Below are 14,971 nucleotides of genomic sequence, written 5' to 3' on the forward strand. Positions count from 1 at the left end.
GAGTCGGTCCCCGCCGCCAGACGGCGCCGGGCGGGACGGGTCAGGCCACATGGCGAGCCCGCCGTCTGGGGCCCGGTAGATCTCAGGCGCCCGCGAGGGCCGGTCGGATTCGACGGCGGGCCTCGGGGCGCGGCCCGTCCACGCGTCGTGCACGAACTCGTGATCCCCGACGCCCGCGGCGTAGCGGACGCCGTGGCCCTCCTCGGGGTGCTCGCACAGCGCACACCGGCCGCTGGTCGGTTCGGCCATCGTCAGGCTCCTTCCTGCGCGGGCGGCGGGCAGTCGGCACAGGGCCGCTCGACCGCGGCGAGCCGGATTCCGCCGCCGCGGCCGTCGTGGAGGGGCTTGCGGCACTTGGGGCACAGGTCCCCGGCGGCGGCGAGGTCGGCGAGGAGGGTTCTCGCGCAGGCGCGGTAGCTCTCGTAGATCGTCTGCTTGCGTGCCCGCTCGTAGAGGTTGCTGTCGAGGTTGATCTCGGCGATCTTTTCGTCGGTGAGGTTCCAGCGCTTGATGGCCGCATACACGACGGCGAGGAGCCTGCGGGCACGGACCACCTCGGAGAGGAGCGCGGCCTCCTCCTCTATGTCGAGGATCGACGCGAGTTCACCGATCCGCCAGTGCTCCTCGGCCAGTTCGAGGTACGAGGCGAGGACTGCGTCGGGAAGCGACCCGGTCGCGAGCGGCTTGCGTTCTCCGATCCTGTCGATGATCCCGTCGATCTTCATGGTGAGGTCGGCGTTCAGATGCGCAACCGGGGCGAGAGCGCCGGCCCGCTCGTAGGAGAGCGTGAAGCCGCCGTCGGCCAGGCGCTCCGCCACGATCCCAGAGTCGAAGCGGCAGGTCTCCCCGGCCGCCAGCGCGGTGAGGGCGGCGCGGGCGGGGAGGTCGAAGACGAAGCGGCTGTGGGGCTGCTCAGCGCTCATCGGGCTCCTCCTGATCGGAGATGACGAGCGCCGCGGCGGCGTCGAGGTTGTGGGCTTCGATCGCCCGGAGGTAAGCGCTGAGGTTCTTACGCGGCAGCTCCCCGCAGCCGGGGCCCTCGCCGATCGTGACGGTCTTCTCAGCCCACCCGTACCAGACTTGGAACTGGTCGTCGGCGATGCCGCACGAGGAGCCGAGCGCGTCAGCGTGCGCGATGAGGGCGTTGACCTCCATCGGGTGCCTACCACGCCCGGTGAACTCGGTGTGGATCTCCTCGCGGGTGCCGACGAACGTGAACGCGTCGACGATCGTCGAGTAGATCCCGTACAGGTCCTCGGACTCGTCCGGGCTGGCTTTGAGCACGTAGCTAGGCATCGGGCTTGCCTCCGTCGGCGTCGTCGAGGAGCCCGAGCCAGTCGAGAGCGCCGACGATCTCGGCAATGGTCGGGTCCCAGAGCTCGGCGTGCGCCATGCGGTGCACGGTCTCGGTCGGCTGCTCGGTGCCGTTGATGCGGATCTGCCACGACGGGCCGGTGCCGCCGTTCGCGCGCGTCGGCCAGTGCCGGACCTCGACCCAGCGGCGCCCCTGAGCCCACGGCTTGGCGGGGTCGGGGTTCTCGTTGGGTTCCCACACCTGGTGGATGGTGCGGGTCGCGTCGCCGTCCGAGCGGTACCGGGACAGGTGCAGGCCGCGGCGGTGCGCGAGCCGCAGCAGGTCCCGGAGCGTCCACGCGGAGCGGTCCGTCCGGGCGGCCTCGATCTTCGCGGCTAGTGCGGCGCATGCCGACTGGGACTGTTCCAGCTCGGCGCGGAGACCGCGTGTCACGCGGGCGGCTTCGGCCCACGCCCCGCCGCTGGCATCGATGAGGCCCACAGCGTTGGAGCGGCGCCGCTTCACCTCGGCAAGCAGGCGGCGGACCAGATCGACCACGGCCGCGCCGTCAAGTCCGGTCAGATGGTTGCCGTCAACGAATGCCTGGGCCTCCGCCAGTGCTTCGTCGGTCATCGGGTCGGTCTGCTCAGCCACGGTCGCCTCCGTTGCCCGCGCCGGAGCGGCGGTCGATCGCTTCGACCCACGTCGCCGCCACCGCAGCCACCTGGACCAGCTCCGCGCGTTGCGCCTCCGGGTCCTTCTCGGCGAGTGCTTCGTAGACCTCTTCGAGGAGAATCCCGTCCCAGGCAGTGCACGACGCCACTTCGGGGTCGCGGTTCTTGACCTCGCAGCCGTCCTTGGCCCGGCGGGTGTTGATCTGCTTCCACCGGTCAGCGCGGAAGGCGTATTCGTTGCGCGCCACGCTCGGGAAGTCGTGCGGGTCGAGGTCGGGGTGGTTCTGCTCGCCGAACTTCTTGTGCTGCGCGTCCTGCTCGGCCGCGATCTCCGTGAGCACCCCGCCGGAGGCGAGGGTCGCCTTCGCGTCTCGCGCAGCGCGGATGACGCGGTCGCCTCCGTCGATGCGGTGGTCGGCGAGCTCGCCGATGAGGCCGCGGGCCTTGTCATCGGGGAGGTTGAGGGGGCCGCGCAGGAACTTGTAGTACCGCTCGTCGAGGCGGGCGGTCGCGGCGGCGCGGTGCACGGCGGCCGCGTGGTCGCGGGCGTCAGCGGCGGTGACCTGGGTGAAGGGGCGGTGGTTGACGTCGAAGCGGACCTGCGGGGTGCGGTCGCTGGCGGCGACGAGCGGCACCACCTTCAAGCCCACGTACGCGGCGATCCCGTCCCAGTCGGCGTCCATGAGCTCGCCGACGGTCGGCAGCGCGTTCCCGTCGGGGATGCCGAGGGTCGTGAACTGGTCGATGACCGCCGCGGCGTACTCGGCGAGCGCGGCGACCTTGTGGACGGCTTTCGTGTAGGTGGCGGCGGCGAACGTGTCGAGGCCGATGGAGATGTCGTGGCCGTAGTGGATGCCGACGCCGTAGGTGCCGTCGGTGAAGCGGTCGACGGAGACGGTGGTGGACTTCGGGTCGAGGTTCATGGTGTCCCTCTCGGGTTGGTGGCGGCCCCGCGCTGGCGGGGCCGCCGGGACGGTTAGTCGCTGGGTTCGCCGCGGGTGGCGGCGAGGTGGGCCATGAGGACGTGGTTTGGGACCTTCTCGCGGCAGTCGGGGCCGATGCCGAGGATCTTGGAGGCCCCGTCGGTGAGGGCCCGCCCACACACGCAGCAGTGCGCGGTCTTCGCGGCGAAGTGGCGCTGCGCGGCGACCGGGTCGGCGGCGATCGCGTCCTTCACGCGGCGGGCCCAGGCGGTCCACGTGTCGAAGTAGTCGCGCATCCACGCGATGTACTCGTCAGTCCCGGGCTTCCCGGGCGCGTCCTTGCGCAGCGGCCGGTCCGGCCCGTACCAGGCTTTCGCCGGGTGCGGGTGCATGCCGTCGTCCTTGACCCGCCAGCACGTCATGGTGGCGGCGTTGTCGGGATCGGGGACGGCGTAGTAGCCGTCGGCCAGGCGCTCAGCCACGATCGGCCTCCTCAGCGGGCTCGGGGGCGGCCGCGAGTCGGACCCTCCGCAGGGCCTCGGCGTAAGGCAGGTGCTCCTCGGCCGCAAGCGCGCGGGCGCGCTTCCTCTCGCCCTGGGAGGTAGATCGCTTCTTGGGCTTGCTCATCGGGGTTCTCCTTCCCGCTCCGCCAGGCCGCCGGTCTGCTGGTCGATCTCCAGTCCGAGGGTTTCGGCCAGCTCCCGGCGCGCCTCGGCGTGCCCGGTCCAGCGGTGGTAGTCGGCCATGTCCTCGGTGGAGTACTGGCGCAGCACCCCGACGAACTCGCGGCGGGCGTGGATGAAGTCGTGGACCTTGGCGAGCTGCGCGGTCAGGTTGCGGATCTGGTCCTGCGCGGCAAGGTTCTCGTCGAGCGCTTCGGCGAGCATGTGGAAGTCGGTACTCATCGGGCACCAACCTCGGAGTCGATCCGCTCGACAGTCACCCGGAACCGTTCGCGCAGGTCCGCGTCGGGATCCGAATCCTCGTCCTCGCCGAGGGTCGGATTGAGCGTGACCGTGGCGGCGTTCGGGACCGGGCCGTCGACGCGATCGAGCTTGACGTTTACCCAGGCGTCGAGGTCGCGGTCCCAGTCGCCGCTGCGGTCGAGCAGCAGCTCCAGGATGTTCTCGGTGTTGAAGCGGTAGCGGGTTGGTCCGGCGGTCATTGCTGCTCCTTAGAGGTGGGACGGGACGGGTTGAGGTGCTCGGGAGGCGGTGCCTCGCCGCGGGAGGCCCGGCGTTGGAGAGTCGCCTCCCACAGGGCCGCCAGCGCGGTGTGGAGGGTGCCGCGGATGGGTTCGGGTTGCATCGGCTAGTCCGGGTGGTAGTCGACGAAGCGGGACAGGTGGAGTTGCGCGATGGCGGTGACGGTGTCGGTGGCGCCGTGGCGGTTCTTCGCGAAGTTGAATTCGGCCTCGGCGCCTTTGGGGGATTCCTTGTCGTAGTGGCCCTCGCGGTGGAGGAGGATGATGACGTCGGCGTCCTGCTCCAGGGATCCGCTCTCGCGGAGGTCGGACGGGTAGGGGCGCTTGTCGGCGCGCTGTTCGGGGCCGCGGTTGAGCTGGGCGGCGACGACTACGGGCACGCCGATCTCTTTCGCGAGGAGCTTGAGGTCGCGGGAGATGTCGCCGACTTCCTCGGTGCGGTTCTGGGTCTTGCGGCCGGACTTCATGAGCTGGAGGTAGTCGATGACGACGAGGTCGAGGCCGTGTTCCTGCTGGATGCGGCGGGCGCGGGCGCGGATCGTGGCGACCGTGGAGACCGCGTTGTCGTCCAGGTAGAGGCGGGCCTTGTGGAGCCGGTCGAAGCCCTCCATGAGCCGGGTCATCTCTGCGGGGGTCATCTCCCCGGACTTGAGCGTGTCCATGTCGAGGCGGGTCTCGGCAGCGGCGATGCGCAGCCCGAGCTCCTCGACGCTCATCTCCAGGGAGAACACGGCGACCGCTTTGCGGTCCTTGAACGCGGCGCGTCGGACGATGTCGATGCAGTACACCGACTTGCCGATCCCGGGCCGGCCCGCGACGAGGATGAGCTCTCCGGGTTTGAACCCGCCGGAGGTGAGCTCGTCGCCTTCCTGGAGTCCGGTGGAGATCCCGCCGTACACGGTGCCGTTCTCGATGGTCTCCAGCAGCCGCGCCGTCAGGTCGTCCCAGGAGACCGCGGTGGAGCGGGCCCGCACGTCCACGGTGGCCTCGTGGAGGGTCTTCTGCGCGAGGTCGACCAGGTCCGCGACGTCGCGGCCGCCCTGGCCGCCGCCGAACCCGTACTGGACGATCTGCGTCCCGGCCTCGATCAGGCGCCGGAGCTGCGCGCGCTCGGCGACGATCCGGGCGTACCAGGCGGCGTTCGCTGCGGTCGGCACCGCGTGCAGCAGGTCGTGCACGTACGGGCCGCCGCCGACCTTCACGAGGTCGCCGTCGTCCATCAGCCGCGCCACCACGGACACGGCGTCGACCGGGATCCGATTGGCGTCCATGTCGACGATCGCGTCGAAGATCAGCCCGTGCCGCGGCTGGTAGAAGTCGGCGGCGGTGATGACGTCGACGACGTCGCCGATCGCGTCGCGGCTCATGAGCATCCCGCCGAGGACCGACTGCTCGGCCATGAGGTCGTGCGGGGCGGTACGGCGCTCGAACGGGTCGCCGTCGACAGCATCCGGGCGTGCTTCCAGGTCGGTCATGCCGCACCTCGCTTCTCTGCATCGCAGGTCTGGCACAGCGGCGGCGCTGGCTGCCGCTTGTGCTTGGGGCAGCGGGCAGTCGCGGGGGCGAGCTGGCGCCCTGGCTGCTCGCCGCGGCGGGCCGCGCGCTCGGCGGCGTCCTTGTTGGCCTTGCGCAGCCAGTTGCGCCACGCGGCGATCCAGTCGCGCTTCACGGCGAGCTTGTCGCTGCGCCCGAGCCAGTAGTCGACGAACATCTCGGTGTGCAGGCTGAGGTCATCGGCGACCAGCGGGGTCTTCTCCTTCGCCCACGCCTGCATCTCGGTGGTGAAGGTGAACCCGTCAGGGACGCGAGTCCCGCGCTTCGCAGCGTCCGCTGCGGGGCGCTGCGGCGCCTGCTCGTCGCTGTTGTGCGAAGCCTCGTTTTCGGCCTCGCCGGAAGGCGAGGAAGAGGAAGTAACTACAACCTCAAACCCATCCCCTACCCCTACCCCCACCCCCGTGGGCATCGCGTTGGGTACCGCATACCCTTCCGGAACGTCTTCCGCATACCCCTCCGAAGGGGTACCGCCATGGGTACCCGGATGGGTATCGGATAGGGTATTCACCTGCGGTTTTACCCCGAATGCAAGCGCGCGGCCCAGGATGCCCACCATCTTCAGCAGGGTCGGGCGGGTGTTCTCGCCGGGGAGGCCCTCCTCCAGCAGCCGTTGGATCTCGAACGACAGGACACCGCGGATCAGCTTCGACGAGATCTCTGCGATCTGCCGCACCGCGGCGAGCAGCACCTTCGGCTGCTTGTACACCTCGTCGTTGCGGATGAACGAGCGGACGAACAGCTCCTCCTCGTCGTAGTCGGCGACGACGAACCGGGCGTCCTCCAGGTGCGCGAGCACCTTCTCCAGCTGGCCGGTGGTGAACTTCAACTTGTTCGCCCACCGCTTGACCCGCAGCGGCAGGACGCCGGTGTGCGCGATGTCGGGCTGCGAGATCAGGAACAGGTAGACGAGCTTCTCGGGGCCGTCGAGCGCCAGGAAGTCGTCGTCCTCCCAGATACGGACCTTGATCCGCGCTTCACTACGTGCCAACGCGGCCACCCCCAACCGGCACCGGGCCCGCCAGCGCGAGGAGCTCGTGCGCGTAGAGGACGGGGATCTGCGCGGTGAGCGCGCACTGGACGCAGTGCGCGGTGCCCGTGCCGCCGTCGAACGCGAGCACGTAGAGCGCGCCCATGTCGACCATCGCCTGGTTGCGCTTCAGGTACGCGTTCTTGGGGCCCCAGCGGCGGCGGTGGACCTCCCGCACGGGGTGCGGCTCAGTCCGCCACCCGCGGAGGCGGGCTTCTTGGTCAGCGAGCTGGTCGGCGGACCGGTCGGGGTCGACAATGCCGTCCACCCTGTACGCCTTGCAGTCGCCGTGGACGAGGGTGATCTCGCCCGGGGCGAACCCGTGGACGTAGATGAGCTCGAACGCCTCCAGCGCGGCGGCGACGGCGACCCGGTCGGCGAGGTCGCGGCCGCCGGTGGCGATGACACGGAGTTCAGCCACGAGGCACCTCCTCGATCGCCTGCGCGGCGAATTCGAGGATGACGTCCCCATGGCAGGGGAAGCGCTTCCCGCTCCTGGTATGCTCCTTGCACCAGCACATGACGTCCCGGCCCGGCAGCTCCGCACGGATCTTCGCGCGCAGGACCGCGTCCTGCTCCAGATCGGCCCGGAACATCGCCACCGCCAGCGCGGCAGCGTCGAACTCGGTCGCCATCGGCGCACTCAGGACCCCACCCGGAGACTCGACCCGCCAAGCGCCGCGGTTCCCCACGACCCGGTGCCGGTTCCCGAACGCACCAGGACGACCCACATACACAGGTGTCCGGCCCTCCGCATCCACAGGCATCCGCCAGTCCTGCTCGCGCTGGCGGCGGATCCGCCGCGGGCTGTTGTTGGTGTTCATGCGGCGAGCACCATCCTTTCCAGGTCGGTGCCGTGGATCGCCTCAACGAGCGCGGAGACGATCAGCTCCGCGACGGGCGGGGTGACGGCGTTGCCGTACTGGCGGACCCGCTCGCGCTTGGAGCCGAGGACCACGTACTCGGCGCCGAAGGCCATGGCCGCGCCGATCTCGTGCGGCTCCAGCATCCGGAAGAGGACGTCGTTGATGTCGATGTCGCCGGTGACGAGCGCGTAGCGGTCGCGGGTCGAGAGCGTCCCGACCGGCTCGGCGACGCTGCGGGCGTTCCCGTTGCCGTAGTAGGGCACCAGGAGGTGCTCCCAGGTGATGAGCGACTGCTTGCCCTCGGCGGTCAGCGTGCGGAGCGGCTCGGCCGGGGAGGTGCTCATCTGCCCGGCGTCGCCGCGCGCGGTGAAGTTCCGCATCACCATGGCGGGCCAGTCCGCGGCGGCGACGCCGAGGTGGTTGCCCGAGGCGGTGACCGCGGCGGCCGGGTCGAGGATGGAGCGCGAGTCGGAGGAGCCGCCGCGCAGCTCGACCATCCACGGCAGCCACGCCAGGCCGGTCTCGTTGCGCGCGGTCTGGGTGCGCAGCGGCGCGTGCGCGGTCCCGGCCTCCTTGCCGTCGCGGCCCTCGACGGGCACCAGCAGCGGCGGCACGGCGAGGCCGTCGGTCTCGCTGGCGGTGCGGGTCGGCAGGGGCTCCTCGGTGGTCGTGGCCTCGTCGCGCCAGGTGCCCCCGGCGGGGACGACGATCGGCGGCACGGCGAGGGCCTTCGTGGCGGTGGTCGTGAGGGTGGTCAGCGGCGCGTCGGCGGGCCAGGTGCGCACGCCGGGGCGCCGCTCGAACGTGTTCCCCGCGGCCTCCAAGGTGATGGGCCGCGCGAACTTCTGGAGCCCGGCCTCGATGCGGGCGAGGGTCTTCGCCGCGAGCGGCTTCGCGCGGTCCCCGATCCGCTGCCCGGGGATCGTCCAGTCGATCGCGGCCGCGGCCGGGAGCGTCCCGGGCTCGACGGCGGCGCCGCGGCACGACGCCCACGGGCACCGCCACACGTACTGGGCGCGGTAGCGGCCCATGTCGGCGCCGGGCTTCTTGAACGCCTGCACGGCCTCGACCGTCCGCTCGCACGAAGGGCACCACGCCGCCGGGCGCAGCCACTTGTCCCAGTCGGGGGTGCGGCCCAGGCTCTGGTGCCAGTAGGCGACGTAGAGGCGGTCGCGGGACTGCGGGGCGCGGCGGGAGCGCGTCCCGGCCGCGTGCATCGAGTTGAACGCGATAACGCGGGTCCGGTAGCCGAGCTTGTGGAGGTCGCCGAGCCACCGGTCCCAGTCGGCCCAGGCCCGGACTTCCACGACGTTCTCCACGACTCCGGCGAGCACGAGCTTGCCGCGGCGCTGGACGCCGGCGAGGTAGAGCGGGACCTCGTCCATGAGCGCGCGGGACCGCTCGGCCTCCTCGTCGCGCTCGGGCTTCATGCCCGGGAGCGCGACGGCCTTCCAGTCGAAGTCGCGGCGCACGCCGCGCGCGGCGGACCACTTCGGGCACTCCGGGGACGCCCAGAAGATGTCGCACGTCGGCCAGTCCTCGACCGGGGCGAGCCGGATGTCGCCCTGGTAGTGGTCGGCGGCCGGGAAGTTCGCCGCATGCGTCTCGATCGCCCTCGCCCAGTGGTTCGCGGCGCGCGCGACCTGGACACCGGGGACGGCGTCGATGCCCTGCGAGGACCCGCCCGCCCCGCAGAACCAGTCCATGACGGTGAGGGTCATCGGGCCGACTCCTTCCCGGCGGCGCGCTCGGCAACGAACGCGGCGAGGTTGTCGGCGGCCTCGGCGAGGATCGGGCCGCGGGCGGCGGCGACCACGGCGCGCGCGATCTCCTCGCCTTCGAGGCCGTAAAGCCCGTCGCGGACCCGCGGCGTCGCCTCGGCGATCATCGCGTCGTAGACGGCCTTCTCGACCGGAGTCAGGTCAGCTGGCATTGGAGACCTCCAGCGCATCGAGCAGGGGCGGCTCAGCGGCCTCGTCGGCCGCGGCCGCGAGGTTCTTGACGGCTTGGCGGTAGTAGGACGGCTTGAGCTCGGCGCCGATGCCGAAGCGACCGGCGCGGACCGCGCCGTACACCTCGGAGCCGACGCCCATGAACGGGGTGAGGACGCGCTCGCCGGGGTTCGACCAGAGCGCGAGGGCCCGGTCGATGACATCGAGCTGGAGCGGGTGGAGGTGCTTCTCGTCCTCGGCGTCGCGGGCCTCGCGGTAGGGCAGGACCCGGTCGAGGCGGACGTCGTCCCAGAACGCGGAGGCGTACTGGCGCCAGATCCAGTGCGAGTACCGGTTCTCGGTCTGCTTGCCGGTCCAGCCGCGGTAGCGGTGGAGGTCGCCGGGGACCTGGCGGGCCCCGGCGTACTCGGTCAGGCCCACCGGGTGGGCGATCGGGACCGGGTTGTCCCCGGCCTTGCGGAAGATCAGGAGGTAGTCGGCGGAGGCGACGCCGCAGCGGGCGGAGTCGTCGACGATGGTCTTGTGCGCGAGGGACTTCGCCATGGTCCGGTTGCGGACCGTCAGCGGCTCTTTCCAGATGTGGTAGCGGGCCGCGTAGCCGAAGCCGTGGCGCTCGTGCAGGCGGATGATGTCGCCGGGGAAGTCGCGGAGGTTGTCCCCGCGCCCGGTGTTGGAGTGCGGGACGTCCATGCAGTGCACGGCGCTCACGCGGCCGGGCATGGTGAGCCGGGCGATCTCGCCGACGACGAAGCCGTAGTGCTCCATGAACTCGTCGTACGAGCGGCAGTTCGAGAGGTCCCGCTCCGAGGAGGAGTAGACGAACAGACCCGCGAACGGCGGTGAGTACACCGACAGGTGGATCGAGGCGTCGGGGAGCGCGGCCATGACGTCCATGCAGTCGCCGTTGTAGATCGCGTACTGGTCGGTGAGGGTCTGGTCTAGGACAGCCACGGGGGCACCTCCACAGGGGTCGCATAGGTGAGGGAGCGGTCGACGTCGACGGCGGCGCGCATGTGCGCGACGAGCGCGTCGAACATGCGGTCGGCCTGGGCGGCCTTGCGTTCGAGTCCGGCCAGCGCGCGGGCGCCGCCGTCGGTGGTGATGATGTCGACCGTGACCGGGTGCTGCTGGCCGAATCGCCAGCACCGGCGCACGGCCTGGTAGTACTGCTCGTAGGAGTGCGAGGGGAAGAACGTCATCCGGTGGGCGTGCTGCCAGTTCAGGCCCCACCCGGCGATGGTCGGCTTGGTGACCAGGACGCGTATCTCGCCGCGGGCGAACGCCAGGAGCGTCTCCTCCTTGACGTCGACCGGGTCGGATCCGGTTACCTGGACGGCGCCGTCGATGAGGCCGGTGAGCCGGTTGCCTTCGTCGTTGAGCTGGCACCAGGCGATCGCATGGTCGGCATCGGCGAGGAGTCCGGCGGCCTTCTCGCACCGTTCGGCGATCGTGCGGCGGGCCTCCTCGCGCTCCTCGTGGAGCCCGACGGCGGGCGTGGTGAACAGCTGGCCGTCGGCAGGGCGCGCAGCGGCGACGACGTGCTCGCGGTGCAGCAGCGGCGGCAGGTCGAACCCGGTGTCGTCGTACCCGAAGTCCGAGGGGCGGCGGAGCGCGCGCGCCCACGAGGACACCCAACGCCAGAACTGGCCCTCGGCGTGGCCCTTGAACCGCCACTTCGCTTCCTCGCGGGCGACCTTCACGAACGAGGACTTCGCCGTGTTCGTGAAGAACCTGCCGAGCATGTCCATGTGGCCCAGGTAGCCCAGGGCCTCCGAGGAGGTGCCCAGCTCGATGTAGTCGTTCGGCGCCGCGGTCGCAGTCGCGAGGAGCCGGTAGGGCATGCGCCGCAGGAACTCGGTCACGAGCTTCCGGCGCTTGCCATCGAAGGCCTTGATCGCCGAGGACTCGTCGCACACGACGCCGGCGTAGTCGGCGGCGTCGAACAGGTGCAGCCGGTCGTAGTTCGTGACCGTCACCGCCGCGGCCACCGCGCCGTCGCGGGAGACGGCCGCGTCGACGCCGAACTTGCGGGCCTCGGTCTCGAACTGCGCGGCCACCGCCAGCGGCGTCGCCACCAGCACCGGTCGGCCGGTGTGCTGGTGGACATTCTCAGCCCACACCAGCGCCATCGGCGTCTTCCCCAGCCCGCAGTCGGCGAAGACCGCACCGCGGCCCTTTCGCAGCGCCCACGCGACCAGGTCGGCCTGGAACCCGAACAGGAACTCCGGCATCCACACCGGCTCGAACCCGTGGTCACCGTCCAACTGCGACCGGCGCTCCAGGAACGCCGTGTACTCCAAGACGCTCACGCCGCCACCTCCGTCACGGTCGTCAGGGTGGACTTCTTGCCGATCGCGGCGGTGACGCCGCAGCCGCGGGCGGTCGCGCACGGCCACAGGGACTCGCGGTAGTCGCGGCCGCCGCCGTCACCCATCTCGATGGCGCCGCAGTGCGCGCACACCAGGAAGTAGTGGACGGCGGACAGCGGGATGTCGAACGCCGCGGCGGCGTCCTCGGCGGTGTCGTAAGAGACCTCGCCGGACGAGTCGGTGTAGCGGCGTTCCGGCGTGTGGAGCGCGAGCACCGCGGCGACGCGGCCCTCGGCGCGGTCCTTCGCGGAGTCGAGCGCGTCGATCCGCTCTTTCACGTCCCAGGGGATGCTCATCTTGGGTGCCTTCTTGCGGATCAGGTCGGGGTCGGTCGCGATCCCGTACAGGCGGGTCGAGGGGCGCCCGCGCGGCGCCTCCTCGGGCTTGGGGGCGGGCAGGAGGTGCGGGGCGTGCTCGGCGAGGAGCTCGCGCAGCCGGTCTCGGTCCATGCCGGTTGCGTGGGCGACGCGCTCGATTCCCCAGCCGCGGCGCGCCGACAGCGCCAGCGCGGCGGGCTCCCGCTCCCAGTCGCGGAGTTCGACGTCGGGGAGCCGGGCGTCGCGGCGCAGGAACGGCACGAGGTCGGCCGACCCGAGCGGGGTGCGGACGGTCATGTTCGGCAGCTCTCCGGGCCCGGCTGCGGCGCCGTCGAGGATCGCGTTCGCGCGCTTCGTGTCCTTCACGATGTCACCGCCTCAGTGAGGCGCTGCTCGTTGCGGATCCGCACGACCGAGCGGGAGCTGATGTGGGCGATTTTCGCGATCTGGGCGGCGGACAGGCCGGAGGCGGTGCCGATGCGCACGACTTCGAGGACCTCGTCGACGGTGAGTTCGACCGGGTGCCCGGCGAGCGCGCGCTCGACAACGACTTCGTCGACGTCGGCGGTGGCTGGTGCGTCCGAACCGGTGGACGGCTCGGCCGCGGGGTCGTCGATGGTCTCCTCGTCCCACGCCAGCGGCGGCACGTACCCGAGTGCCGCGGCATCCCGGCGGGCGCGGGTGACGGCCTGCCGCTGCGCGCTCGTCTCACCGGGCGGGGCCTGGTCCCACAGTTCCTCGTAGAGGGCCCGGACCTTCAGGACCGAGGCGGCGAGGACGGCGCCGTTCTCCCCGCGAATCATCCGACCCACCACCGTCTTCGAGGTGCCCATCCGGTCGGCGAGCTGCTGCTGCGACCAGCCGACGGCCTGGAGCGCGCGCAGACGTCGACGTGTCCCGGTCGGGTCCACGCGGGCGCCTGGAGCGCACCGCTCGATCCCCGGCGTGACGGCGAGGACCTTCTCGGCGGTGCGGGACCGCACCAACCGCGACGGCGGACGGCCGCCCACGCCGCGGACGAGCGCGATCAGTGTCCGCCGCGGCATGCCGGTCAGGCGCGGGATCTGGTCGATTCCGATGCCCGCGGCCCGCAGCATTGCGACGTGATCGCGAACCGGCTGCGCGTCGACGAACGGGTCCCAGCGCCCGTACGCGAGCATGCGCGTCCGGTAACGCTGGTGCGCCGCCTTGTACGAGCGGCCGTCCGCCACACAGGGGGCGGCGGTGCAGTAGCGGAGGTGGCAGCGGTCCGGTCCGTGCGTCTTCGTGGTGGCGGCCATCAGAACGGCACCACCTTCGAGTAGTCCTTGCCGGGCTTGGGCATGCCGTACGCCTGGCGGTGCTCGGCGGCCAGCGCGGCGTCGTCATCGGTCCGGTACTCCCCGGTGCGAGCGAGATAGCTCGCGAACGAGGTTTTCGCCTGCTCGGCACGCGCCGAGGCGGACTCGCGGTCGGCGTCGGCGTCGGCTTCGTCGAGGTCGGCGAGCGCGTCGAGGTAGTCGAGGAGGAGGGCCTGGCGGATCTCGTCGGTGCCGCGGTTGAGCGCGCACTCGAAGCCGACGACGAGCTCGACGGCATCGCGGGTGTCGCTGTAGGGCTTGGCCTTCAGGTCGGTCATGTCAGTGCTCCTTCGTGGAGGCGGCGGGGGCGCAGCGCCAACAGGCCCCCGCCGGGGAATCAAGTCGTGGGGGACCGGTCGGGGCGGCGGCGGTCGCGCACATCGGTCGCGCCGGTCTCGGCCTCGCGTTCGAGGACCGCGCCCAGGAGCCGGTCGAGGCCTTCGGCGAGCTGCGCCTGCATCTCGCGGCGGCGGGCCGCCGCGAGCTCCGGGGCGGTCCGGCCGTGGAAGGCCCGCCGGCGGCGGTGCCGAGCGGCACCGGCCCGGAGGAACAGCGCGGCGACGAACGCGACCGCTGGCTCCAGCAGGGACCGGTCGGCGCGGGCGGCGGCCTCGTTGACGATGAGCGCCAAGGCGGCGGCAAGGACCAGGGCGACCATCGCGAGCACGGCGAGCTCGACAGCGTCGAGGGCGGCGATACCGCCGGTCACGAACTCGCGGAAGGAGACATTCACGATGCCCCCTCCCGCCGCTCAGCGCGGACCTCGTTGCACACGTGGTCGTTGCCAGGGTCGAGGTCGAACACGGGCAGTCCGGGCTCGCGGTGCCAGTGCGCGGCGACGACCTCAAAGCGGTGCCGCCCGCACGCGAAGTCGCGGTCGCCGATCCGGTGCGCGGCCTCGGCGGTGCAGTCGATCGCGTCGGCGATCTCGACCCGCTGCGGGACCGCAGGGCGCCGGTACCCGGCGGGGAGCGCCGCCGTGTCGGCCGGGACCGCCAGCGCGGGGGCGCTGGTGTCTCGGGAGAGGAGGTCGACCATCAGGACTCACCGCCCGCAGCGGCCTTGGCGTCCTGCTCCGCGCGGAACTCCGGGGTGATGTGTACGGCCTCGTACCGGACGTGGTCGCCGAACCTGCGGCTCGCCTTGTAGATGTCCGTCTCCGAGGACGGGGAGCTGCCGACGTGGTCTGCCACGTCGACGCCGAGCGCGCCCGCGACGGTGCCGAGCCAGCAGACCGCCTCGGCGGTCGCATCCTGGTCGATGCCCGCATCGCGCGGCTGGGCATAGAAGTGGAACGCGAACTGCGGGAGCGGCAGTGCCGCATCGGCCTCCAGGAGGTCGAGCAGAGCTCTCATGCCCACGATCGCGTCGGTGCGAGCCTCGCCGTGGAGCAGGTCGTCGCTCGCCTCACCTTGCGCGGGCCCGCTGGTCTCGATAGTCTGGTTGTTCAC

23 protein-coding genes are annotated in these 14,971 nt (G+C 71.4%); all 23 read right to left on the bottom strand.

Going from position 1 to position 14,971, the window contains the following annotated elements; translation table 11 throughout:
- Positions 1-251: 251 nt before the first annotated feature.
- Genes B0I28_RS21390 through B0I28_RS21490 form a run of 23 tightly spaced genes read right to left on the bottom strand, consistent with a single transcriptional unit; the run spans position 252 to position 14,971 of the window.
- The gene (locus tag B0I28_RS21390) at positions 252-923 is read right to left on the bottom strand and encodes a hypothetical protein (RefSeq protein ID WP_106365892.1); all 672 of its coding nucleotides are present in this window, start codon (positions 921-923) and stop codon (positions 252-254) included.
- On the bottom strand, positions 913-1,296 hold the full coding sequence (locus B0I28_RS21395) for a hypothetical protein (protein ID WP_106365893.1): 384 nt from the start codon (positions 1,294-1,296) through the stop codon (positions 913-915). Before B0I28_RS21395 ends, B0I28_RS21390 begins: the two co-directional genes overlap by 11 nt.
- Positions 1,289-1,948, bottom strand: coding sequence for a hypothetical protein (locus B0I28_RS21400; protein WP_106365894.1), 660 nt, complete (start codon positions 1,946-1,948; stop codon positions 1,289-1,291). Before B0I28_RS21400 ends, B0I28_RS21395 begins: the two co-directional genes overlap by 8 nt.
- Positions 1,941-2,891, bottom strand: coding sequence for a hypothetical protein (locus B0I28_RS21405; RefSeq protein ID WP_106365895.1), 951 nt, complete (start codon positions 2,889-2,891; stop codon positions 1,941-1,943). The genes B0I28_RS21400 and B0I28_RS21405 overlap by 8 nt, the downstream gene beginning before the upstream one ends.
- Positions 2,892-2,944: 53 nt before the next feature.
- Positions 2,945-3,373: a DUF6011 domain-containing protein gene (locus B0I28_RS21410; RefSeq protein ID WP_106365896.1), complete on the bottom strand. Its 429-nt coding sequence runs from the start codon at positions 3,371-3,373 to the stop codon at positions 2,945-2,947.
- Entirely contained in the window at positions 3,366-3,518 is a 153-nt protein-coding gene (locus B0I28_RS27410) for a hypothetical protein (RefSeq protein ID WP_181245893.1), read from the bottom strand. Before B0I28_RS27410 ends, B0I28_RS21410 begins: the two co-directional genes overlap by 8 nt.
- A complete protein-coding gene (locus B0I28_RS21415) occupies positions 3,515-3,796 on the bottom strand; it encodes a hypothetical protein (protein ID WP_106365897.1) in 282 nt (93 codons plus the stop codon). The genes B0I28_RS27410 and B0I28_RS21415 overlap by 4 nt, the downstream gene beginning before the upstream one ends.
- Complete coding sequence (locus B0I28_RS21420; RefSeq protein ID WP_106365898.1) at positions 3,793-4,056, bottom strand: hypothetical protein; 264 nt, start codon at positions 4,054-4,056, stop codon at positions 3,793-3,795. The genes B0I28_RS21415 and B0I28_RS21420 overlap by 4 nt, the downstream gene beginning before the upstream one ends.
- Positions 4,053-4,199, bottom strand: a complete 147-nt coding sequence (locus B0I28_RS27415) for a hypothetical protein (RefSeq protein ID WP_181245894.1) — start codon at positions 4,197-4,199, stop codon at positions 4,053-4,055. Before B0I28_RS27415 ends, B0I28_RS21420 begins: the two co-directional genes overlap by 4 nt.
- 3 nt (positions 4,200-4,202) lie before the next feature.
- Complete coding sequence (gene dnaB, locus B0I28_RS21425; protein ID WP_106365899.1) at positions 4,203-5,570, bottom strand: replicative DNA helicase; 1,368 nt, start codon at positions 5,568-5,570, stop codon at positions 4,203-4,205.
- Positions 5,567-6,637, bottom strand: coding sequence for a hypothetical protein (locus tag B0I28_RS21430; RefSeq protein ID WP_146148191.1), 1,071 nt, complete (start codon positions 6,635-6,637; stop codon positions 5,567-5,569). The genes dnaB and B0I28_RS21430 overlap by 4 nt, the downstream gene beginning before the upstream one ends.
- Positions 6,627-7,097: a hypothetical protein gene (locus B0I28_RS21435; RefSeq protein ID WP_106365901.1), complete on the bottom strand. Its 471-nt coding sequence runs from the start codon at positions 7,095-7,097 to the stop codon at positions 6,627-6,629. The genes B0I28_RS21430 and B0I28_RS21435 overlap by 11 nt, the downstream gene beginning before the upstream one ends.
- Positions 7,090-7,500, bottom strand: coding sequence for a DUF4326 domain-containing protein (locus B0I28_RS21440; RefSeq protein ID WP_106365902.1), 411 nt, complete (start codon positions 7,498-7,500; stop codon positions 7,090-7,092). Before B0I28_RS21440 ends, B0I28_RS21435 begins: the two co-directional genes overlap by 8 nt.
- The gene (locus B0I28_RS21445; RefSeq protein ID WP_106365903.1) at positions 7,497-9,263 is read right to left on the bottom strand and encodes a DNA cytosine methyltransferase; all 1,767 of its coding nucleotides are present in this window, start codon (positions 9,261-9,263) and stop codon (positions 7,497-7,499) included. The genes B0I28_RS21440 and B0I28_RS21445 overlap by 4 nt, the downstream gene beginning before the upstream one ends.
- Positions 9,260-9,475 (bottom strand): hypothetical protein, encoded by a 216-nt coding sequence (locus B0I28_RS21450; protein WP_106365904.1) that lies wholly within the window; start codon positions 9,473-9,475, stop codon positions 9,260-9,262. The genes B0I28_RS21445 and B0I28_RS21450 overlap by 4 nt, the downstream gene beginning before the upstream one ends.
- Complete coding sequence (locus tag B0I28_RS21455) at positions 9,465-10,445, bottom strand: DNA-methyltransferase (protein WP_106365905.1); 981 nt, start codon at positions 10,443-10,445, stop codon at positions 9,465-9,467. The genes B0I28_RS21450 and B0I28_RS21455 overlap by 11 nt, the downstream gene beginning before the upstream one ends.
- Positions 10,433-11,803 carry a DEAD/DEAH box helicase gene (locus B0I28_RS21460; protein WP_106365906.1) on the bottom strand — a complete coding sequence of 457 codons (1,371 nt, stop codon included), beginning with the start codon at positions 11,801-11,803 and terminating at the stop codon, positions 10,433-10,435. Before B0I28_RS21460 ends, B0I28_RS21455 begins: the two co-directional genes overlap by 13 nt.
- Complete coding sequence (locus tag B0I28_RS21465) at positions 11,800-12,546, bottom strand: hypothetical protein (RefSeq protein ID WP_106365907.1); 747 nt, start codon at positions 12,544-12,546, stop codon at positions 11,800-11,802. Before B0I28_RS21465 ends, B0I28_RS21460 begins: the two co-directional genes overlap by 4 nt.
- A complete protein-coding gene (locus tag B0I28_RS21470; RefSeq protein WP_106365908.1) occupies positions 12,543-13,460 on the bottom strand; it encodes a helix-turn-helix domain-containing protein in 918 nt (305 codons plus the stop codon). Before B0I28_RS21470 ends, B0I28_RS21465 begins: the two co-directional genes overlap by 4 nt.
- On the bottom strand, positions 13,460-13,798 hold the full coding sequence (locus tag B0I28_RS21475) for a hypothetical protein (protein ID WP_106365909.1): 339 nt from the start codon (positions 13,796-13,798) through the stop codon (positions 13,460-13,462). The genes B0I28_RS21470 and B0I28_RS21475 overlap by 1 nt, the downstream gene beginning before the upstream one ends.
- 59 nt (positions 13,799-13,857) lie before the next feature.
- Positions 13,858-14,253, bottom strand: coding sequence for a hypothetical protein (locus B0I28_RS21480; RefSeq protein WP_106365910.1), 396 nt, complete (start codon positions 14,251-14,253; stop codon positions 13,858-13,860).
- Positions 14,250-14,558 (bottom strand): hypothetical protein, encoded by a 309-nt coding sequence (locus tag B0I28_RS21485; protein ID WP_106365911.1) that lies wholly within the window; start codon positions 14,556-14,558, stop codon positions 14,250-14,252. Before B0I28_RS21485 ends, B0I28_RS21480 begins: the two co-directional genes overlap by 4 nt.
- Positions 14,558-14,971, bottom strand: a complete 414-nt coding sequence (locus tag B0I28_RS21490) for a hypothetical protein (protein WP_106365912.1) — start codon at positions 14,969-14,971, stop codon at positions 14,558-14,560. The genes B0I28_RS21485 and B0I28_RS21490 overlap by 1 nt, the downstream gene beginning before the upstream one ends.

It is taken from the genome of Glycomyces artemisiae, from assembly GCF_003002955.1.
GTDB classification, from domain to species: Bacteria; Actinomycetota; Actinomycetes; order Mycobacteriales; family Micromonosporaceae; genus Glycomyces; species Glycomyces artemisiae.